The organism is Achromobacter sp. Marseille-Q4962 (assembly GCF_943737005.1).
Taxonomy (GTDB): Bacteria; Pseudomonadota; Gammaproteobacteria; order Burkholderiales; family Burkholderiaceae_B; genus Achromobacter.
This window is the reverse complement of sequence record NZ_CALSFU010000011.1, coordinates 92,330-112,542: the sequence shown is the minus strand read 5'-3', so window position 1 is coordinate 112,542 and position 20,213 is coordinate 92,330. Positions and strand designations below refer to the sequence as shown.

Here is a 20,213-nt window from a genome sequence, read left to right as displayed (position 1 = left end):
CCTGGCGTTCTCGCGAACGCGTCCGTCTTGGGTGTCGCCGGGAAGGCGCAGCGTTTTCGGTTTGTAACGCCGGGGCGCTGCGCGGCCGCCCCGCCAGCCGCGCCCGCGCCTGGGGAGCGCGGGGCGGCGGCCCGGCACGGGGCTCCGGGAGGTGGAAAGATCCACACACATTATCCGGCCGGCAAGCTTAACCCGGCGCGCGGCCCGCGCTACCCTAGGGGGACGGAGCGCCGGGGACAATCGGCGCGAAAGAACCGCGTAGGATAACAAGCATGACGCGTACAAAAAAAGCAGCAATAGGAATCGTCAGTGTCCTCGTCGTGGTTTTGGCGGCGCTGGTCGTCGTGATCGCCACGTTCGACTGGAACCGGCTCAAGCCGACCATCAACGAGCGCGTCAGCGCCGCCATCGGGCGGCCCTTTGCCATCAACGGCGACCTTTCCGTCCAATGGACGCGCGAGCCCGACGAAGGCGGCTGGCGGGCGTGGGTGCCATGGCCGCACATTGCCGCCAACGATATCGTGGTGGGCAACGCGCCGTGGGCCAAGGCGCCCGCCTTCGCCTCGCTCGAGCGCGCGGAGTTCAGCGTGGCGCCCCTGCCGCTGCTGCGCCAGCGTCTGGCGATCCGCCGCATCCAGCTCACCGGGCCCGCCGCCGACCTGCAGCGGCTGGCCGACGGCCGCGCGAACTGGGTGTTCACCCTGCCCGAAACCGGCGAGCCTTCGCCGTGGGTGCTGGACATTAACGAGATCGGCTTCGACAAGGGCCGGGTGGCGCTGGTGGACGAGACGCTCAAGGCGGACCTGACCGTGCTGGTCGACCCGCTGGGCAAGCCCGTGCCTTTCGGCGACGTGGCCGGACAGGCTTTTGCCAGGGACGGGGAAAAGACGGAGGGCGCGAAGCAGGAGGAGCCGAAGCCGGAGGACGGGCAGGAGGATGACGGGAAGCCGAAGAACGCGAAGTCCGGGCCTGCGCCCGCGCCGCGCGATTACGTCTTCGGCTGGAAGGCGGAGGGCAAGTACAAGGGGATGCCCGTCAAGGGCGAAGGCAAGGTGGGCGGCATGCTGGCCCTGCAGGACGCCAGCCAGCCTTTTCCGGTGCAGGCCGATGTGACCGTGGGCGGAACCCGCGCCGCGGTGGTGGGCACGCTGACCGACCCGGTCAACCTCGGCGCCCTCGACCTGCGCCTGAAGCTCTCGGGCGCGTCCATGGCCCAGCTCTATCCGCTGACAGGCGTGACTCTGCCCGACACGCCGCCTTATTCCACCGACGGCCACCTGGTGGCGCGCTTGCGCGACCGGGGCGGCGCCGTGTTCGAATACCGCGGCTTTAACGGCCAGGTGGGCAACAGCGACCTGCACGGCGACGTGCGCTTCGCCCTGGGCCTGCCCCGGCCCAAGCTCAGCGGCACGTTCTCTTCGCGGCAATTGCGCATGGCCGATCTCGGCCCGCTCATCGGCGTGCCGTCGGGCAGGCAGACGGCCGCGCAGGAGAAGGACGCGCCCCGGCGTCCGCCGGGCGGCAAGGTGCTGCCCAACCAGGAATTCCGCACCGACCGCTGGCGCGACATGGACGCGGACGTGTCGCTGGAGGCCGGGCGCATCGTGCATGGCGGCAAACTGCCGCTGTCCGGCCTGTCGGCGCACCTGGTGCTGGACGACGGCAAGCTGGCGCTGGACCCCGTCGGCTTCGGCATGGCGGGCGGCGCCATCAACGGCACCGTGCGGCTGGACGGTTCGGGCAAGACCATGACCGGCCGCATGGATGTCCGGGCCCGCCGCCTGCGGCTCAAGCAGCTGTTTCCCGTCACTGAGTCCATGCAGAAGACCCTGGGCGAGATGAACGGCGACCTTGCGGTGAGCGGTGCGGGCAACTCGGTGGCGGCGCTGCTGGGCACGGCGAGCGGCGACGTGAAAATGCTCATCAATGACGGCGTCATCAGCCGCAGCCTGATGGAAATCGCCGGGCTGAACGTGGGCAACTACGTCGTGTCCAAGCTCTTCGGCGACGACGAGGTTCCCATCAATTGCGGCGCGGCCGACCTGCAGATGAAGAACGGCGTCATGACGCCCCGGGTATTCGTCTTCGACACGGAAAACGCGCTCATCAGCATCACCGGCAGCGCGGATTTCAAGAACGAGAAACTGGACCTGGACATCACGCCGGACAGCAAGGGCTTTCGCATCTTCTCGCTGCGTTCGCCGCTTTACGTGCGCGGCACCTTCGGCTCGCCGGATGTCGGCGTGCACGTGGGGCCGCTGGCGGCCCGGGGCGCGGGCATGGTGGCCCTGGGCGTGCTGCTCACGCCGGCGGCCGGCCTGCTGGCGCTCATCGCGCCCAGCGCCAACGAGGAAAACGCCTGCGGCCCGCTGCTCAAGCAGATGCAGCAGCCGCCCAAGGCGCCGCCCGCGCGCGCCAGGTAGGCGGCCAGGCGGACGCGGGTCAGGCCATCTTCCGCACGCGGCCCTCTGACTGGTCGTCCGCCACGCACACGGCGTCCCGGCCATGGCGCTTGGCGTAGTAGAGCGCCTGGTCCGCGCGGTCCAGGGTTTCGGCGAGCGTGGCGCCGTGCGTGGGGTAGTGGGCCACGCCCACCGACACGGTGAATGCCACCGGGATGTCCTGCGGCGCCGCCAGGCCGGCCAGCCGCTCGCGCAGCCGCTCGGCAATGGCCGCCGCCGCCGTGAGGCTGGCGCCGGGCAGCAGCATGGCGAACTCCTCGCCGCCGGTACGCGCCAGCGTGTCGCCGATGCGCGACCCCTCGGCCATGAGGGCCGCCAGACGCTGCAGCGCCCGGTCGCCCGCGGAGTGGCCGTAGTGGTCGTTGATGCGCTTGAAATGATCCACGTCGAGGATGACGATGGACACGGGCGACTCTTCCGCCTGCAGCAGCGCCATGGCTTCGTCCAGGCCGCGCCGGTTGAGCACGCCCGTGAGCTTGTCCGTGGTGCTTTCGCGGCGCAGGTCGCGCAGCTTGTGGTGCATGGCCGCCAGGCCCACCAGCAGGCCGCGCCGCAGCTGCGCCGCCTCCACGTACCACGATCGCACGCCGCGTATGCGCTGTTCGGCGTCCGGGTCCTGCATGTGGCGGGCGATGTCCGCCAGTTGGCCCAGCGGGCGCACGATCCAGCGCGACAGCAGCCAGATCAGCGCGAGCGACACCACCAGCAGGGGCAGGGTGTAGCGCGCGGTGGCCAGCAGCAGGTCGGACAGCGGCTGCAGCGTGCCTCGCACCGGCCGCTGCGAGATCACCGTCCAGCCCGTGCTGGCCACGCGCGCATAGCCGGCCAGCATGTCCCGGCCTTCGCTGTTCACGTAGCGCAGGTCGCCGTCTTCGTGCGCCCGGGCCGCGGCGCTCAGCGGGTCTTCCTGCGCGGGCTTGCCCAGCAGGGTGGGATCGGGGTGGTAGAGCAGCGTGCCGTGACGGTCGATGACGTACAGATATGAGTCGTCGCGGTAGAAGTGGCGGCCCAGCAGCCGTTCCAGCGCATTGTCCTCGTGCAGATAGAGCGTGCCCGCGATATAGCCGAGATAGCGGTAATCGCGCGAGAAAATCGGGTGGGTGTAGAGAATGAGCCAGCGCCCGCTCGCGGCCAGGTAGGGCTCGCTGATCGTGGGCTCGCGGCTTTGCAGCGCGCGGCGGTTGGCTTCGCTCGTCAGGTGCTGGCCGAGCATCTGCGGCGTGGCGCTGGAAACCGCCAGCACCTTGCCCCCGGCAGACACCACGAAACTCGAATTGAAATGCGCCAGTTGCTCCTGCAGGCGGCGCGTCTCGGCCGCCATCCGCTCGGGATGCGATTCCATGTCGGCAAGCTGGTCGGCGCTGTAGCCCAGGTAGCGGCGCAAGTCGTTCAGGAAGGTTTCTGTCGTGGCGGCGAGCTTGGCGGCGTAGACGCGATTGACCTCCAGCGCATTGTGCAGCAGCAGATCGCGCTGCACGAGGTAGCTGGCATGCAGGCTGCCGGCCAGGGCCAGGATCACGGACAGCAGGCAGATGCCCAGGACCAGCCGCCTCAGGTCGAGGCGGATCATGGGGCGGCCAGCCCGTCGCCCGCGGTCCGGCCAGCCCCGGTAAGCGCGTCCCAGGCCTGCATGGCCTGCCGGGCGATGGATTGCAAGGTCTTGCGGTTGGCGCCGTCGCGCGCCTGGATCGACATGCCGTGCAGCACCGTGGCGTAGAACGCCGCCAGCTGCCGCAGATCCAGCCCGGCTGCGAGCTCGCCCTCCTTGGCGGCCCGCTGCAGCCGCGCCAGGATGCAGGACTGCATGTCGCGCCGGTTGTCCGCCAGAAAGGCGCTCGCGCCTTCGCCCGCCCGCGCGCCGGCCAGTGCGCCCAGCACCACCAGGCATCCCGGCGGCAGGCCGGGCGTGGCGAAGCGTTCGGCCGCCGCGGCCAGCATGCCCTCGACGGCCTGCCGCGCAGTCGGCGCATCGAGCAGGGCGCGCCGCGACGCGCCGCCTTCCGTCTCGCGGTAAAGCGCCACGGCCTCGCGGAAGAGCTCTTCCTTGGATCCGAACGCGCCATACAGACTGGGCGCGTTGATGCCCATCGCGGCCGTCAGATCGGTCAGCGATGCGCCGTCATATCCTTGGGACCAGAAGACCTCCATGGCCTTGCGCAAGGCCTGGGTCCGGTCGAAATTGCGGGGGCGCCCACGTTCTGCCATGGGGCGATTGTACCCAGGCTCGCCCGGCATTTTTATCGATCGCTAAAAAACGACTTGACGTTCCGGCGCGCCTCGCGCCATCAAATTTGTATTCATTGATACAAATTTGGGGCGCACATGCCCGCCCTCGAAGGAAAAACCGCATTCGTCACCGGCGGCATCCGCGCCGCCATGGTGGCCGTGCTGTCCCTGCCGCACTACGGCGAACCCCGCGACATTGCCGGCATGGCGGCCTTCCTCGCCGGTCCCGAGGGACGCCAGTCACGGGCGCCAGCCTGTCCGTGGACGGCGGCTACGCGGCGTGAGGGCGTTTTCTGCGGATTGCGCGCACGCTGCTTGCACAAACAAAAAAAGCTCCCTATAATCTCGCTTCTTCGCACTACGCGGTGATTGTTTGGCAGCAGCAATACTTGCTGCGTCCATGCCGGCAAACGCGGAAAAGCGCAGGGCTGTTAGCTCAGTTGGTAGAGCAGCGGACTCTTAATCCGTAGGTCGAGTGTTCGAGCCACTCACAGCCCACCAGAATTCAAGGCCGTTGGCGATCGTCGCCAGCGGCCTTTTGTTTTTTCCGGGCGCCGTGTTTCCCGAGCATCATGTGGGCTGCGCGTCGGCCATTCAGTGCCGCCGCGCTTCGTGCCGGGAAGGCCAGGGAGGAATGACGCCATGCATATCTGGGTCGACGCAGATGCCTGCCCCGTCGTGATCAAGGAAATCCTGTACCGGGCAGCGCAGAGATGGCGGATGCCGCTGACCCTGGTCGCCAACCAGATGCTGCGCACGCCGCCTTCGTCCCTGATTCGCGCCGTACAGGTGCCGCGCGGCTTCGACGTCGCCGACGGCTACATCGTCGAACACGTTCACGCCCGCGATCTGGTGATTACCGGCGACATTCCCCTGGCCGCCCTGGCGCTCGAAAAGAACGCATGGGCGCTCAGCCCGCGCGGCGAGCGCTATACCGCCGACACCATACGCGAGCGCCTGTCGTTGCGCGACATGATGGAAGAACTGCGCAGCGCGGGCATCGATACGGGCGGCCCCTCGGCTTTCAGCCAGGCCGACCGGCGCGCATTCGCCAATGCGCTGGATCGCTTGATGGTCCAGGCGCGGCGGGGTTGAACGGCGATACGGGGCCAGGCCGCGCTGCGCGGCGCGCGCGATTCTGCTATGCCGATGGTTCGGGCGCGGGATAGGCGCCGCCCAGCGCTTCGGTCAATGCGCGCGCGGCCAGTTTGACCGGCGCCTGATACGCCGCATCGAAGCGCTCTGCCGGCATGGTCAGGGTAATGGAGCCGACGAATTCGCCGCCGGCGCCGAAGGCCGGCGCCGCGATGCCGGCCAGTTCGGGCAGGCGGTCTCCCACCAGCACGACCACCTGTTCTCGGCGGATGCGGGCATGGATGTCTTCCGTGCCGCCCGCATAAGCGCTGAGGATGCGCCCGCCCGCGCCGCGGTTCAGCGGCAGCAGGTCGCCCACGCGAGTGTGGTCGCGCACCGGCCGCGGGGAATCGACCCGCTGCAGGCACAGGCGCTGGTCGCCCTGGCGCACGTGCAAGGCGGCGCTTTCCTGCGTAGCCGCGGCCAGTTGGCGCAGGATGGGCATCACCACGGAGGCCAGCGAGAACGAAGACGCATAGACCTGATGCAGGCGCGCGATGCCGGGCCCGAGGGCATAGCGCCCATCCGCCTGGCGCTGCACCAGGTGCGCGTGTTCGAGCGAGGCCATCAGGCGCAGCACGGTGCTCTTGTGCAGCCGGGTGTGCTGGGCGAGCTCGGTCAGATCGGGCTGGGGCAGGGACGCCGAAAACGCATTCAGCAAGGACAGCGCGCGGTCGACGGCTCCGACGCCGCCAACGGCGGCATTTTCATCGGCGAGCGAAAGAACGGCGGATTTCCTGGGCATGGCAAAGGGCCGCTTGACATGGGTGTGCGGCGGCAGTCATTATAGATAGAATGTCATTCTATCTAATGAAATTGACTGGCGCAATGCCGGGTTCTCAATAAATCCACCGGGTTTCCCGCCCCGGCACATCAAGAACATTCCAGGAGACAACATGGACCACCAACGCCGCGTTCTGCTCGCCGGCATGGCCGCCGCCGCGACAGGCTTCGCCCTGCCGGACCTGGCGCGTGCCGACTCGCCGTATCCATCCGGCCCCATCACCATGATCGTGCCGTTTCCGCCGGGCGGCGGCACTGACGCCGCCTCGCGGCTGATCGCGCAGTTCATGGGCCAGTCCACGGGCTGGAATATCGTGGTGGAAAACCGTTCGGGCGCCGGCGGCAATATCGGGCTGGGCCTGCTGTCGCGCGCCAGGCCGGACGGCCTGACGATAGGCATGGGGCAAACCTCCAACCTGGCCATCAATCCGGCGCTGTATCCCAAGATGCCTTACGACCCGCTCGAGGATTTCGCTCCCATTGTGCTGGTCGCCGGCCAGCCGGTGGTGCTGGTGGTAAGCGCAGCCAGCCGGTACCGGTCGCTGGCCGACGTGGTGACGGCAGCCCAGGCCAAGCCGGAAGCGGTCACCATGGCCTCGGCAGGCATCGGCACCGTCGGCCACCTGGCCGGCGCCATGTTCATGCAGGCCGCGGGCCTTCAGTTCCTGCACGTGCCTCATAACGGCGCATCGACCGCCGTGGCCAATCTGATCGGCGGCCAGGTGGACATTTATTTCGCGACGCCGGCCTCCGTATTGCCGTTGATTTCCAGCGGCAAGCTGCGCCCGTTGGCCGTGACATCCAAGACCCGCCTGCGGGCCCTGCCCGACACGCCCGCAATCGCCGAGCAGGGTTATGCCGATTTCGATGCGCGCGACTGGAAGGGGCTGGTGGCGCCGGCCGGCACGCCGGGCGAGGTGATCCGGCGGGTCAACGCGGCGGTCAACGACGTCCTGAAGAAGCCGCTGACCGCCGGGCGCTTCGCCGCCGAGGGCAGCACGCCGATCGGCGGCTCGCCGCAAGACTTCGCCGCCTTCCTGGAGTCGGAATACCGGCGCTGGGGCGACGCGGTGCGGGCGTCGGGCGCCAGGATGGAATAAACAACCCACGCGCGCGAGCCGCGGCGGCCGCGCACTTCGAGAGGAAATCATTCATGTCCAAGCCGTTGCGCGGCATCCGCGTACTCGATCTCACCAACGTGCTGGCCGGGCCGTTCTGCTGCCATCAATTGGCGCACCTGGGCGCCGACGTGATCAAGGTGGAAACGCCCGGGACCGGCGATCTGGCGCGCCAACTGGGCGCGGACGCCGGCCTGAACCGCGGGCTGATGGGCGTTTCCTTCCTGGCGCAGAATGCCGGCAAGCGGTCGATCACGGTGAACCTCAAGCATGCGCGCGGCAAGGAGGTTTTTCTGCGACTTGTGGCTCGCGCGGATGTGTTGGTCGAGAACTTCCGGCCGGGCGTGATGGACCGCCTCGGCTTGGGGTTCGAGGTGCTGCGCCGGCACCAGCCGCGTCTGGTGTATTGCGCTATTTCGGGTTTCGGCCAGCAAGGGCCGTTGCGCGACTATCCGGCCTATGACCAGATCGTGCAGGGCATGGCGGGCGTGATGAGCATCACCGGCGCGCCCGACACCGCGCCGTACCGCGTCGGCTATCCCATCGCCGACACCATCGGCGGCATGACGGCGGCTTTTGCGGTGGCGGCGGCGCTGGCGGAGCGCGAACGCGACGGCGCGCGCTTCATCGATGTTTCGATGTTGGAGGCCACGATGGCCACCATGGGCTGGGCCGTGTCGAATTACCTGGTGGCGGGGCGTTCGCCGTCGCCCATGGGCAACGAGAACGTCACCGCCAGCCCGTCCGGCACCTTCCGCACCGGCGATGGGCTGCTGAACATCGCGGCCAATAAGCAGGAGCAGTTCGAGGCCCTGTGCCGCGTGGTGGGGCGCGAGGACCTGTCCGGCCATCCCGATTACGCCGAGCGCCAGGCGCGCCTGCGCCATCGCGAGGCCTTGAAGGCCGAGCTGGAGCTGGCCCTGGCCGCGCGATCCGCGCAGCAATGGTGGCCGTTGCTCACCCGGGCCGGCGTGCCGAGCGGGCCGGTCTACAGCGTCGAGCAGGCGCTGGCCCATCCGCAGGTCGCGGAGCGCGGCATGGTGGCTACCTTTCCGGACGTGCCGGGCGTGGGCCGGGACGTGCGCGTGGTGCGCACGGGATTCAAGCTGGACGGCGCGACGCCGTCGGTGGATGCGCCGCCTCCGCAACTGGGGCAGCACAACGAGGAATTGCTGCGCGAGCTGGGCTACGACGCCGGGCAGATCCGCAGCCTGAAAGAGGAGCGAGCGATATGAGAAGCCGCGAAGCGGACGGCGGCGCGGTGCCGCCCGAGGACGGGCTGGCCAGCCGGCAGTGGTGGCATACGTCGATCATCGACATGCGGCCGGGCGTGATCCGCTACCACGGCTATGCGATCCAGGATCTGATCGGCAACATCGGCTTTGCCCAGATGGCGTGGCTGATGCTGCGCGGCGAGCTGCCGTCCGCGCGGCAGGGCCGGCTGCTGGAGGCGGCGCTGATGGCCGCGGTGGACCATGGACCGCAGGCGCCCAGCATTGCCATCGCGCGCATGGCGGCCACGTGCGGCGTGGGGCTGAACAATGCGATGGCCTCGGCCGTCAATGTGCTGGGAGACGTGCATGGCGGCGCCGGCGAGCAGGCGGTCGAGCTGTACCAGGACGTGGCCGCCCGCGTCGACGCAGGGGCCAGCCAGGAAGCCGCGGTGCGGGCGGGACTGGACGCGTTCATCGAACTGCATGGCAAGTTCGTCCCGGGCTTCGGCCACCGCTTCCATCCTCTGGACCCGCGCGCGCCGCGTTTGCTGCAATTGGTGGACGAGGCGGCCGCGGCCGGCGCGGTGCCGGGGCGTTACGCGGCCATTGCACGGGGCATCGAAGCGGAGCTGGAGGCCCGCAAGGGCAAGCCCATTCCCATGAACATCGACGGCGCGACGGCGGTGATCTATGCCGAACTGGGGTTTCCCGCCCCGCTGGCGCGCGGCCTGTTCTGTCTCTCGCGCTCGGTGGGCATTCTGGCCCACGCATGGGAGCAGAGCCGCCAGGGCGGGCGCAACAAGGGGCCGATTCCCCGGCAGTACATTCCGTTGTACGACGGGCCTCCTCCCCGGGAGGTGCCGGAGCGCTGAAGCGGTTTTCTCCCGAATGGCTGGTACAAAATGTTTCCGGCCCGCCTCCCCCCGCTTGCTAGCATGATCCAGCCGGAATCGTCCGGCGTTACCGATCGATCGTGGAGGTTGCCATGAAATCAAGAACAATCCTCAACCGCTTCGCCGTGGTCGCGGCATCCGGGGTCTTGCTGGCGGGGTGCGCCACGCAGCAGCAGACCAATACGGCCGTGGGCGCGGGCGCGGGGGCCGCGGTGGGCGCGGGCCTGGGCGCGCTGATCGGGCATGGCAAGGGCGCCGCCATCGGCGCGGGCATCGGCGCGGTGGCCGGCGGCCTGGTCGGGTACAACTGGAAGGTGGTGAAGGAGGACGTGCAGAACTCGGGCGCGTCGTCGCTCGGCATCGATGTGGTGGAGATGCCCGATGGCAGCCTGAAGGTGAACATCCCCAGCAACGTTTCGTTCGATACCGACAAGACGCAGCTCAAGCCGGCGTTGCTGCCGGTGCTCGACAGCGTGGCGCGCGCGCTCAACCAGCATCCGGAATTGCGCGCCAAGGTGGTGGGGCATACGGACAACACGGGCCCGCTGGCGCACAACCAGACGCTGTCGGTGAACCGGGCCCGCAGCGTGACGGACTACCTGTCCAAGCAGGGCGTGGCGCCGGCGCGTCTTGCCATCGAGGGGCGCGGGCCGAACGATCCGGTGGGCGACAACGCCACGGCGGAGGGCCGCGCGGCCAACCGGCGCGTGGAAATCTACCTGTACGCGGTCAAGCAGTAGAAAAAGACGGGTTCGCGTCTTGCGCGCGCCCAGGAGCACATCATGAGCAGCATGTTTCCTCCCGCGCGCATCGGCGCGGACACCGCGCTGGCGGCACTGCCCGGGTGGCAGGCCGCGGCCGCGCGGGACGCTATCGAAAAGCGGTTCCGCTTCGCCAATTTCAACGCGGCCTTCGGCTTCATGGCGCGCGTGGCGATGTTTGCCGAAAAGCTGAATCACCATCCCGAATGGAGCAACGTGTACAACCGCGTGGACGTGGCGCTGACGACGCATGACGCGGGCGGCGTGACGGAGCTGGACGTGCGCATGGCGCAGTTCATGGACGAGGCCGCGGCGCAGCTGGGCGGGTCGGCAGCCAAGATCGGCGACGCAAGCTAGCCCGCTTTGCGCGGCCGGCAGGCGCCGGGCGGCGACGGCCGCGCGCGCCCGGGCGCGTTCTTTGGGCCTCAGTCGTCGTCGCGGCCGGGCGCTGCGCGCAGGTGGTCGATGAGGCGGTCGAGCATGTCGCCGAATTGCCGTTGCTCTTCGGCGCTGAGGCAGCCGAAGATTTCCGCGTTGCGGCGGGAGATGAGCGCGATGATGCGCTCGTATTGCGCCTGGCCGGAGGGCGTGGGCGCCAGCACCACGCCGCGCCCGTCGGTGTCGGAGTTCTTTTTCTCGACCAGTCCGCGCTCGACCAGGGCTTGGGCCGAACGGCTGGCCTGGCCCTTGTTGAGATTCGCGGCGCGCGCCAGTTCGTTGACGGACAGCGGCGCATAGCGGCCGATGGCCGCCAGGCAGCGGGCTTCGCCCAGCGGGATGCCGCAGTCCGCCAGATAGGCGCGGGCGGTGTCGCGGTCGCTGATTTTGTTGACGGCGTGCAGCCGGTACGTGAGGAAGCGTTCGAGGTCGGGCTGGGTCACGGCGCGCGTTCTGGCGGTGATGGCGAGGGGTCTTAGTTTGCCACACCCTCCGCGGCCGCCGGCCGCGCCGCGGATTCGCCGGCGCGGGTGGCCGCTTCGGCCTGGGCCAGCAGCGCCAGGGCCTCGGCCGTGTCGGTCTGGCGGGCCAGCAGCGAGAGGCTGAGGATGGACAGGAACAGCGGGGCGCGGGTTTCGCCCACGCGCGTCAGCGTCCGGGCGAGCTGGGTGTAGACCTGGTCCAGATCGTGGGCGTTCATGCTTGGTTCTCCTGGGCTTGGCGGGCGTCGATGGCGGGGTAATAGGGGGCGAGGGCGTTGCGCAGCGCGGCGTCGCCGGGCTGGCGCCAGCGGCCGAGCACGTAGCCGTCGGGGCGCAGCAGGTAGATCAGTCCGGGGCCGGCGCCGTAGCGCTCGCGCAGTTGGCCGTCGGGATCGGTCCACGCGCCGGGCGCGGGCCGCGCCGCCACCGTGATGACGCGCAGCGGACGGTCCGACTGCGCGGTGGCCTGGGCGAGGGCTTGCAGCGCCTCGGCCTGCGCGGCATCGGGCTCGATGGCCAGCGCGACGAAGCCGGCGCCGAACGCCGTGGTCAGATGGCGCGCCTGCCCGCCGTCGTGCAGGCGGGCTTCGGGCGCGGGCTGGCCGGGCGCGCTGGCAGGACCGGCTTCGGGCGCGCCGTCGGCCAGATTCAGGGGCGAGCCGTCGTAAGAGATGGGCGCGGACTGGCGCGGGTTGATGAGGGAGCGCACCCGCTCGTCGCTCAGCGCCAGGCGCAGGGCCGCTTCGCGCATGAGCGTGAAGCCGAAGTCGGGCGGCGCCATGAACTCGGTGCTTTTCGCGCCGTAGGCCAGGTTCTGGCGGGTGGCGTGCACGCGTTCCACGCTGTAGCTGTCCAGCAGGCTGTCGGCGGCCAGGCCCTTGATGACCCAGGCCAGTTTCCACGCCAGGTTGCCGGCGTCGTCCAGGCCGGAATTCAGTCCGCGCACGCCGAAGATGGGCACCAGGTGGCCGGCGTCGCCGGCGAACATTACGCGGCCGTGCCGGTAGCTGTCCAGCGTGAGGCACTTGGCGTTGTAGATGGAAATCCAGAGCGGCTTCCAGGGCGCGGTTTCGCCGATCATGTCGAGGTGGCTCTGCACGCGCGGCAGGACATTCTCCGGCTTGACGGCTTCGTCGGGGTCTTCGTCGTCGCGGATCTGGTAGTCCACGCGCCAGACGTTGCCGGGCTGGCGGTGCATGAGCAGCGTGGAGCCGGGGTTGGAGGGGGGATCGAACCAGGCCAGGCGTTCCACGGGCCGCTGCGATTCCTGCTCGATGTCGACGATGACGTAGCGGCCCTCGTATTGCATGCCCTCCAGCTTCAGGCCCAGTTCGTCGCGCACCGTGCTGCGGCCGCCGTCGCAGGCCACCAGCCAGTCGGCGCGCACGGTCTGGCGCGCGCCTTCGGCCTGGATTTCCACCGTGACGCCGTCGGCGTCCTGGCGCACCGATTCCACCCGGGCCGACCATTGCAGCGCGGCCAGGCCGGGGTGTTTCTGCATGGCCTGGTGCGCGTATTCCTCGACGTAGTACTGCTGGATGTTGACCATGGGGGCGTAGCGCTGCAGCGGCTCGTGCGGCATCTCGAAATGCAGCACCTCCTGGTCGCGGAAATAGCTGCGGCCGCCCGTCCAGGCAAGCCCGGTCCGGTTCAGCGGCGCGTCTGCGCCGATCCAGCCCAGGATTTCCTGCGAACGCCGCGACATGCAGATGGCGCGGCTGCCGGCGCAATAGCCGTCGTCCGCTTCCACCGTGAGCGAGGCGATGCCGTACTCGGCCAGCAAGGCGGCCAGGGTGAGGCCGACCGGGCCGCCGCCGGCAATGAGAACGGGGACATGGGAGGGCAAGGGCATGAAAGTCTCCTGAATGATTATGCGGAGCACTATATGCCGATAAAGTTGCGTGCGCAACTATAAAGACGTAAAAAAACCCGCTGAGGCAGCGGGTTCGGTGAAGGCGGGAGGTCAGTTGCGGACGTGGTAGATGCGCATGGCCTGCTGTTTCTGCGCGCCGTCCAGCACGCGCAGCACGACCACGCGGGGCGTGAATCCGTCGGGCAGGGTGAGCTGGCCCGTGGCGAAGTCATAGCGGTCCACGTTGAGCTGGGGCCCCTCGGGCGTGACGGTGCCGGACCGGCCGTTGGGGTAGGTGCCGTCGATGGCGAAGGTGAGAGAGCCCTTGAAGGGCGCGGCGCCCTGGCGGTCTTCCCGCATGACCAGCACGCGGTAGTCGAGCTGGCCGGGCTGGCGCTTGAAGCTGGCCGAGCGGATGCCCAGGTTGCCGCCGCGCGGGTCGGGAGGCATGGCGTCCTGGAATAGGACCAGTTCCTGGGTCAGCGACTCGATTTTCTGGTTGGCCGCGGCCAGATCGGCGGTGAGTTTCTCGTGCGTGGCCTTGTTGGCGTCGCGCTGCTGCGTGGCTTCCTCGAGCAGGCTCTGCAGGCGCTGGCGGTCGAGGTTGGCGGCGCTCAGTTCGCTGTGGAGCTGTTCGGACTGCTCCACGGTGAGACGCTGCGGGCCGTAGTTGGTCTGGAGAAAGAGCACGCCGCCCGCGCCCAGGCCGATGCCCACCAGCAGCAGCACCAGCCAGCGCGGCATGCGCCGGCTGCGTTGGCCGGGTTGGTAAACAGAGGGCTTGAACACGGCCCGTTGCGATCTTCCGAACATCCCCATTTCCTACGAGAATCCTGTGCGTTGCCTGGCGCGCGGGCGCGGGACCGCGCGCCAAAACCTTGGAGAATACCGCGTCGGCCCTTGGCGGAGGAGGCCCGGACAAGCCTGGTTGCGCACCTTGATATTGTGAAATATGTGGCAACCGGCCGGTTCAGCGCCGCGCGTCGCGCAGATGGGCGTCCAGCGTGGCCAGGCGCCCGGGCGTGCCGACGTCGGTCCAGCGGCCGGCGTGGCGCGAGCCGCGCACGGCCCCGCGCGCCATGGCCTGCCGCAAGAGCGGCGCCAGCGGTGCTGCCGTGCCGGGCTCGATGCCGGCAAACAGCGTGGGATGGTAGACGCCGATGCCGGCAAAGGTCAAACGCGGTTCGCCGTCGGCATGGACCGCGCCGCCCGCGTCCAGCCGGAAGTCGCCGGCGGGGTGGTGGGCGGGGTTGTCCACCAGCGCCAGCCAGGCCTGGCCGGGCTGCAGCGCCTGGCCGATGGCGGGCGCTGCGGCCGGATCCCAGTCGCACCAGATGTCGCCGTTGATGGCCAGAAAAGGCTCCGGGCCCAGCAGGGGCAGCGCCTGGACGATGCCGCCCGCGGTTTCCAGCGCCCGGGCTTCCGGCGAGTAGCGGATGCGTACGCCATGGCGGCTGCCGTCGCCCAGCGCGGCTTCGATTTCGTGGCCCAGCCAGGCATGGTTGATGACGATGTCGGTAAGGCCGGCGGCGGCCAGCCGGCGCAGGTGCCACACGATGAGCGGCTGCCCGCCCACCGGCAGCAGGGGCTTGGGCAGGCGGTCGGTCAGCGGGCGCATGCGCTCGCCGCGGCCGGCGGCAAGAATCATGGCGCGCATCAGAAGGTGTATTCGCGTTTGACTTCGACCTGGTCCAGGCGGTCCAGCAGGCGCAGCAGGGGGGCGAAGACGCCATAGCGCCGCGCCACCTGCCGCACGTAGCCGTTGACGCGGGGCATGTGCGCCAGATAGTGCGCCTTGCCGTCGCGATGGTTCAGGCGCGCGAACACGCCCAGGATGCGCAGGTTGCGCTGCAGGCTCATCCATTCGTAGGCGCGGTGGAATTCGGCGAAGTCGCTGTCCACCGGCAACCCGGCGGCGCGCGCCATTTCCCAGTAGCGGATGGCCCAGTCGAGCTGCTGCGGCTCTTCCCAGGTGGTGCGGGCATCGGTGACCAGCGAGGCCAGGTCGTAGGTGATGGGGCCGGCCAGCGCGTCCTGGAAATCGATCACGCCGGGATTGGGGCCGTAGCGCCCGCCGTCGCAGACCATGAGGTTGGGCGAGTGGTAGTCGCGGTGCACCAGCACCAGGGGCTGGCCGGCGCCGCTGCCGGACAGCAGGGCGAAGACGCGCTCCAGCGCCGCCGCCGTCTTGTCGTCCAGCGCGACGCCGTGATGGCGGCCGACATACCATTCGGGGAAGACCTTGAGCTCTTCGGCCAGCCGCGCCGCGTCGAAGGCGGCCAGGCCGGTGGTGCGGGCCTGCTGGAGCCTGACCAGCGCGGCCAGCGCCTCGCGGTACAGCGTCTGGAGCTCGGCATCCGGCAGGCCGGCCTGGATGCGCTGGTAGTAGGTCTGCTCGCCCAGGTCGGAGAGCAGCAGCAGGCCCCGGGCCAGATCCTGCGCGAGCACCGCCGGCACGTTCAGGCCGGCGTCGCGCAGCAGCCCGCCGACGTGCAGGAAAGGCCGGCAATCCTCGTGCTCGGGCGGGGCGTCCATGACGATGACGGTGCCTGGCCCGGCGTCGAGGCGGAAGTAGCGGCGAAAGCTCGCGTCGGACGAGGCCGGGCGCAGGGTGTCGAGCGCCAGCTCCAGGCTGGCGGGCAGGCTGCGCAGCCAGTCGCGGATCTGTTCCAGGCGGGGATCGGAGGCGGTTTTCAAGAAAAATCCGTGTCAGATAGGCAATATTGCGGAAATTTGCCGCAGGCCCATTCATGGCTGGGCCTGCGGCGCGGCTTCTCTATAATACCGGGTCATTTCCGTTCGCAGCGGCCGCTCACGCGGGCGCCGGCTGCCTGGTCCCATCGTAGAAATAAGGGCTGTTTTCACTCGTGCGCAAGGTTCGGTGGTTGATCCTATCTGCTGTCAGCGTCGCCGGGGCCGTGCAGGCTCAAGGCAGCCAGGGCTCGGCGCCGTCGGCGGCCTCTCCGGCGGGCGCGCCGGCTTCCGCAACGACCTCCGCCCCGGTGCTGCGCACGTCGCCGGGCCTGCGGGTGCACCGGCTCCCCGATGAACAGATCCCGGCCTTCCTCGAGGCGGATCAGATCGACGGCAACCCCGATTCCGATCTCACCCTGACCGGCAGCGCCCAGGTGCGCCGCATCGACAGCGTCATCAAGGGCGACCGCATCCACTACGACAAGCGCACGGGCGACGTCGACGTGCAGGGCAGTGCGCGCATGATGCGCGATGGCACGCTGGTTACCGGGCCCAGCGCCCGGTTCAACGTGGACAAGACCTCGGGCGAGATCGAGCAGCCCAACTTCTGGCTGGGCGCCACCGGCGGCTTCGCCGTCGCCGAGAAGGCGGACATCTTCAGCAAGTCGCAGATGCGCCTGCATACCGTTACGTACAGCGGCTGCGCCTGCGAAACGCCGTCCTGGTACATCAAGGCCAATTCCGTCGACCTGGACTTCGACGAGAACGAAGGCGTGGCCCGCAACGGGGTGCTGTATTTCAAGGACGTACCCATCCTGGCCTCGCCCTACATGACCTTTCCGGTCAAGAAGGAACGCAAGTCGGGCTTTCTGATCCCGACCTACGGCACGACCAGCAAGGGCGGCATCGACATTTCGCTGCCGTATTACTTCAATCTGGCGCCGAATTATGATCTGACGCTGATACCGCGTTACTTCTCCAAGCGCGGGATGCAGCTGGGGGGCGAGTTCCGGTATCTCGGGTACAGCTACGGTGGCTTCATGGATGGCGCCTATCTGCCCAACGACACCGAGAAGGATAGGGACCGCTGGATGTACCGATGGGTGCACCAACAGCTGTTGCCTTACGGTTTCTATGCGGATTGGGATATTGCCAAGGTATCCGACAACGATTACTACCGCGACATTTCCCAGCTCGGGTTGAACCAGGCATCCACCACCTACCTGCCGCAGCGTGGTCGCTTGGGGTGGACCTCGCCGTCGGGTTATTGGTCCTCATCGGTGGAAGTGTACAAGTACCAGACGCTGCAGGATCCGGATGCGTTGATTACACCGCCCTATGACAAGGAGCCGGAATTCACCGTCCGCGGCGCCCGCTACGATTGGGGGGGCCTGGACGTCGAGTGGACCAACACCGCAACGCGCTTTCGAAAGCCCTTGCTCGAAGGCGCGCGTTCTGGTCAGGAAGGGGATCGTTTCCAGAGCTATCTGACGGCGGCCTATCCCATTGTTCGCCCGGGCTGGTTCATCGTGCCCAAGGCCGGGATGCACTTCACGCAATATCAGACCAGCTGGTTTGGCCGGGATTGGCTTGGCCTGAACAGTGGCACTCCACAGGCGGGAACCTCCTACGGCTATCCGGGCTCCTCGTCGCGCGCGTTGCCCATCATGTCGCTGGACGCGGGCATGATCTTCGAGCGCGACACCACGCTGTTCGGCAAGGCCTCCACGCAGACCCTGGAGCCGCGCCTGTACTACCTGCGCGTGCCTTATCGCGACCAGTCCAAGCTGCCGGTCTATGACACCGCGTTGTCGGATTTCAGCTTCTCGCAGGCGTTCGAGGAAAACATCTATTCGGGCGGCTGGGACCGCATCGCCAACGCCAACCAGCTCACCGCGGCGCTGACCACGCGCTGGCTGGACGCGAGCACCGGGCTGGAGCGGTTGTCGCTGTCGGCCGCGCAGCGCATCTATTTCCAAGACCAGGAAGTCACCCTGCCGTACGAGACGCCGCGCAAGAACGTGCGGTCCGACTTCCTGGTGGGGGCTTCCGCGGCGCTGACCGACACGCTGACCACGGAGCTCGCTGCGCAGTACAACCCCTATGACGACAAGTGGTCGCGCGCCCTGGTCAGCGCGCGCTGGTCGCCCCAGCGCTTGACCACGGTGGCGCTGGCCTATCGCTACCAGCGCGAGCCGCTGGCTGGTGTCAATTACCAGCCGCAGGGCCAGAACCAGCTCAGCTTGGCGGTGCAGTGGCCGTTCTCCAAGCGCTGGTATGGCGTAGGCCGGATCGATTATTCGATGCGTACCGGCAATGTCATCGGCAGCGACGGTTTGCCGACCGAGGAATCCCCCCGCGTCACCCAGGCCATCGCCGGTCTGGAGTACAAGGGCGATTGCTGCTGGGTGGGCCGCATCGTCTACCAGCGCTATGCCGTGGCGGCCAACGATGCCAATACGGCCTTGTTCCTGCAGCTCGAGCTGACGGGCCTGGGTTCGCTGGGCACCGATCCGATGAACCTGCTGAACAGAAGTATCCCCGGCTATACGAGCATTACGCCGCCAGTGCCGTCCGGGACCACATTTGAAAGGTATGAATGATGCGTAGGTTGCACTCTTTCCGCCGGTCGGGCGGCGCGCTGCTGCTGGCCCTTTGCGTGGGGCTGCCCGCGGCCCATGCGGCCAATCCGGGCAAGGGCGCGAACGCCAAGCCCGCCGCGGCGCCGGCCGGCCAGGCCGATGCGCCGCCTCCCGAGCAGTTCGTCGACGGCATCGCGGCCGTCGTGGACAAGGACGTGATCACGCTGCGCGAGCTGCGCGACGCGTCGCAGCGCATGGCGGCCGAGCTCAAGGCCCGCAATATCCAGGTGCCCGACGACAATACGCTGCGTCACCAGGTGCTGCAGCGCCTCATCATGGACCGGGTGCAGCGCCATGAGGCCGACCGCCTGGGCATCCGGGTGGACGACGCCCAGGTCGACGCCGCCGTGCAGTCCATCGCCGCGCGCAACAAGATCTCGGTGGACCAGCTGCGCAAAGAGATCGAGAAGTCGGGGTCCACCTGGGACGGCTATCGCAAATCGCTGCGCGAGGAAATCCGCATGGACCGCCTGCGCCAGCGCGCGGTGGACTCGACCATCGTGATTTCCGACGCGGAAGTGGACGCCTTCCTGAAAGACCAGCGCCGCAACCCCGCTTTCGGCGCCGCGCCGCAGCAGGCCCAGCCCGCGCAGCAGCCCGCGCCTCAGCCCGAACCGGCCGCCGCGCCCGCGGGCCCCATGCTGTACGCGCTGGCGCAGATCCTGGTGCGCGTGCCCGAAGGCTCGTCGCCCGACCAGGTCGCCATGCTGCGCAAGAAGGCCGAGGGACTGCTGGCCCGCGCCAAGCGCGGCGACGACTTCGCCAGCCTGGCCGCCGCGTCGTCCGACGGTCCCGAGGCGCTGCAAGGGGGCATGATGGGCGTGCGCCCGGCCGAAGGCTGGCCCGATCTTTTCGTCAAGGCGATCCAGGGCCTGGGCAAGGGCCAGGTCAGCTCGCTCATCCAGAGCGGCAACGGTTTTCACATCCTGAAGGTCGTGGACATGGGCACCGCGCAGCCGGCGCCGGCCCGCACCGCGCGCGCGCCCGAGCCGATGCCCGCGCCGCAGCCGTCCGCCCAGCCCGCCCAGCAGGGGCCGGTGCAAGTCACGCAGACGCGCGCGCGCCACATCCTCATCAAGACCTCCACGGTGATGAGCGACGCGCAGGCGCGCGAGCGGCTGGCGCAGATCCGCCAGCGCCTGGTGGCGGGCGACGCCAGGTTCGAGGACATGGCGCGCCAATACTCGCAGGACGCCACCGCGCCGCAGGGCGGCGAGCTGGGCTGGCTCAATCCGGGCGAGACGGTGCCGCCGTTCGAGGCCGCCATGAACGCGCTGCAGGTGGGCGAGATCAGCCAGCCGGTGCAGTCGCCCTTCGGCTGGCACCTGATCCAGGTCGAAGAACGCCGCCAGCATGACGCCAGCGACGACCTGGCGCGCATGAAGGCGCGCCAGATCCTGTTCGAGCGCCGCGCCCAGCCCGCTTTCGAAGACTGGCTCGAGCAGCTGCGAGCGCAGGCCTACATCGACAACCGTCTCGAAAAGCAGGAAAAACTCGAGCAGAACAACCGCTAG

General features: G+C 68.7%; 18 protein-coding genes, 1 tRNA gene and 1 pseudogene. 11 read left to right on the top strand and 9 right to left on the bottom strand.

What is annotated here, in order from left to right; translation table 11 throughout:
* Positions 1 to 272: 272 nt before the first annotated feature.
* The gene (locus tag NGJ44_RS11680; protein ID WP_251864005.1) at positions 273 to 2,423 is read left to right on the top strand and encodes an AsmA family protein; all 2,151 of its coding nucleotides are present in this window, start codon (positions 273 to 275) and stop codon (positions 2,421 to 2,423) included.
* Between the two features lie 19 nt (positions 2,424 to 2,442).
* Here NGJ44_RS11680 and NGJ44_RS11675 read toward each other — a convergent pair whose 3' ends face one another.
* Positions 2,443 to 4,032: a GGDEF domain-containing protein gene (locus NGJ44_RS11675; protein ID WP_251864004.1), complete on the bottom strand. Its 1,590-nt coding sequence runs from the start codon at positions 4,030 to 4,032 to the stop codon at positions 2,443 to 2,445.
* A complete protein-coding gene (locus NGJ44_RS11670; protein ID WP_053245740.1) occupies positions 4,029 to 4,667 on the bottom strand; it encodes a TetR/AcrR family transcriptional regulator in 639 nt (212 codons plus the stop codon). The genes NGJ44_RS11675 and NGJ44_RS11670 overlap by 4 nt, the downstream gene beginning before the upstream one ends.
* A 165-nt stretch (positions 4,668 to 4,832) precedes the next feature.
* On the opposite strand from NGJ44_RS11670, the pseudogene NGJ44_RS11665 reads away from it, so the two are divergent.
* From NGJ44_RS11665 to NGJ44_RS11655, 3 genes and pseudogenes are all read left to right on the top strand, one after another.
* Positions 4,833 to 4,972 (top strand): annotated as a pseudogene (locus NGJ44_RS11665) (SDR family oxidoreductase); the annotation flags it as partial.
* 141 nt (positions 4,973 to 5,113) lie between these two features.
* Positions 5,114 to 5,189, top strand: a tRNA-Lys gene (locus NGJ44_RS11660).
* Positions 5,190 to 5,330: 141 nt separating this feature from the next.
* Positions 5,331 to 5,783, top strand: a complete 453-nt coding sequence (locus NGJ44_RS11655) for a YaiI/YqxD family protein (RefSeq protein WP_053245739.1) — start codon at positions 5,331 to 5,333, stop codon at positions 5,781 to 5,783.
* 46 nt (positions 5,784 to 5,829) lie between these two features.
* Here NGJ44_RS11655 and NGJ44_RS11650 read toward each other — a convergent pair whose 3' ends face one another.
* Positions 5,830 to 6,567, bottom strand: a complete 738-nt coding sequence (locus NGJ44_RS11650) for an IclR family transcriptional regulator (protein ID WP_053245738.1) — start codon at positions 6,565 to 6,567, stop codon at positions 5,830 to 5,832.
* 151 nt (positions 6,568 to 6,718) lie between these two features.
* Here NGJ44_RS11650 and NGJ44_RS11645 point away from each other — a divergent pair, with 151 nt between their 5' ends.
* From NGJ44_RS11645 to NGJ44_RS11625, 5 genes are all read left to right on the top strand, one after another.
* Positions 6,719 to 7,705, top strand: coding sequence for a Bug family tripartite tricarboxylate transporter substrate binding protein (locus NGJ44_RS11645; protein WP_053245737.1), 987 nt, complete (start codon positions 6,719 to 6,721; stop codon positions 7,703 to 7,705).
* A gap of 53 nt (positions 7,706 to 7,758) precedes the next feature.
* On the top strand, positions 7,759 to 8,958 hold the full coding sequence (locus NGJ44_RS11640) for a CaiB/BaiF CoA transferase family protein (RefSeq protein ID WP_251864003.1): 1,200 nt from the start codon (positions 7,759 to 7,761) through the stop codon (positions 8,956 to 8,958).
* Positions 8,955 to 9,809 carry a citryl-CoA lyase gene (locus NGJ44_RS11635; protein WP_053245735.1) on the top strand — a complete coding sequence of 285 codons (855 nt, stop codon included), beginning with the start codon at positions 8,955 to 8,957 and terminating at the stop codon, positions 9,807 to 9,809. Before NGJ44_RS11640 ends, NGJ44_RS11635 begins: the two co-directional genes overlap by 4 nt.
* Before the next feature lie 113 nt (positions 9,810 to 9,922).
* On the top strand, positions 9,923 to 10,570 hold the full coding sequence (locus NGJ44_RS11630) for a YiaD family glycine zipper/OmpA-like lipoprotein (protein ID WP_251864002.1): 648 nt from the start codon (positions 9,923 to 9,925) through the stop codon (positions 10,568 to 10,570).
* Between the two features lie 42 nt (positions 10,571 to 10,612).
* Entirely contained in the window at positions 10,613 to 10,948 is a 336-nt protein-coding gene (locus NGJ44_RS11625) for a 4a-hydroxytetrahydrobiopterin dehydratase (RefSeq protein ID WP_053245733.1), read from the top strand.
* Between the two features lie 68 nt (positions 10,949 to 11,016).
* Here the strand turns inward: NGJ44_RS11625 and NGJ44_RS11620 are convergent, their stop codons facing one another.
* From NGJ44_RS11620 to NGJ44_RS11595, 6 genes are all read right to left on the bottom strand, one after another.
* A complete protein-coding gene (locus tag NGJ44_RS11620) occupies positions 11,017 to 11,472 on the bottom strand; it encodes a MarR family winged helix-turn-helix transcriptional regulator (RefSeq protein ID WP_053245732.1) in 456 nt (151 codons plus the stop codon).
* 32 nt (positions 11,473 to 11,504) lie between these two features.
* The gene (locus NGJ44_RS11615) at positions 11,505 to 11,729 is read right to left on the bottom strand and encodes a hypothetical protein (protein ID WP_251864001.1); all 225 of its coding nucleotides are present in this window, start codon (positions 11,727 to 11,729) and stop codon (positions 11,505 to 11,507) included.
* Complete coding sequence (locus tag NGJ44_RS11610; RefSeq protein WP_251864000.1) at positions 11,726 to 13,363, bottom strand: FAD-dependent oxidoreductase; 1,638 nt, start codon at positions 13,361 to 13,363, stop codon at positions 11,726 to 11,728. Before NGJ44_RS11610 ends, NGJ44_RS11615 begins: the two co-directional genes overlap by 4 nt.
* A 111-nt stretch (positions 13,364 to 13,474) precedes the next feature.
* The gene (locus tag NGJ44_RS11605; RefSeq protein WP_053245731.1) at positions 13,475 to 14,176 is read right to left on the bottom strand and encodes a DUF6776 family protein; all 702 of its coding nucleotides are present in this window, start codon (positions 14,174 to 14,176) and stop codon (positions 13,475 to 13,477) included.
* Positions 14,177 to 14,333: 157 nt separating this feature from the next.
* Positions 14,334 to 15,020, bottom strand: coding sequence for an N-acetylmuramate alpha-1-phosphate uridylyltransferase MurU (gene murU, locus NGJ44_RS11600; RefSeq protein WP_251863999.1), 687 nt, complete (start codon positions 15,018 to 15,020; stop codon positions 14,334 to 14,336).
* Positions 15,020 to 16,060: an aminoglycoside phosphotransferase family protein gene (locus NGJ44_RS11595; protein WP_053245729.1), complete on the bottom strand. Its 1,041-nt coding sequence runs from the start codon at positions 16,058 to 16,060 to the stop codon at positions 15,020 to 15,022. The genes murU and NGJ44_RS11595 overlap by 1 nt, the downstream gene beginning before the upstream one ends.
* Before the next feature lie 170 nt (positions 16,061 to 16,230).
* On the opposite strand from NGJ44_RS11595, the gene NGJ44_RS11590 reads away from it, so the two are divergent.
* Together NGJ44_RS11590 and NGJ44_RS11585 are read left to right on the top strand one after the other, a co-directional pair.
* Positions 16,231 to 18,660, top strand: a complete 2,430-nt coding sequence (locus tag NGJ44_RS11590) for an LPS-assembly protein LptD (RefSeq protein WP_251863998.1) — start codon at positions 16,231 to 16,233, stop codon at positions 18,658 to 18,660.
* Positions 18,657 to 20,213, top strand: a complete 1,557-nt coding sequence (locus NGJ44_RS11585; RefSeq protein WP_251863997.1) for a peptidylprolyl isomerase — start codon at positions 18,657 to 18,659, stop codon at positions 20,211 to 20,213. Before NGJ44_RS11590 ends, NGJ44_RS11585 begins: the two co-directional genes overlap by 4 nt.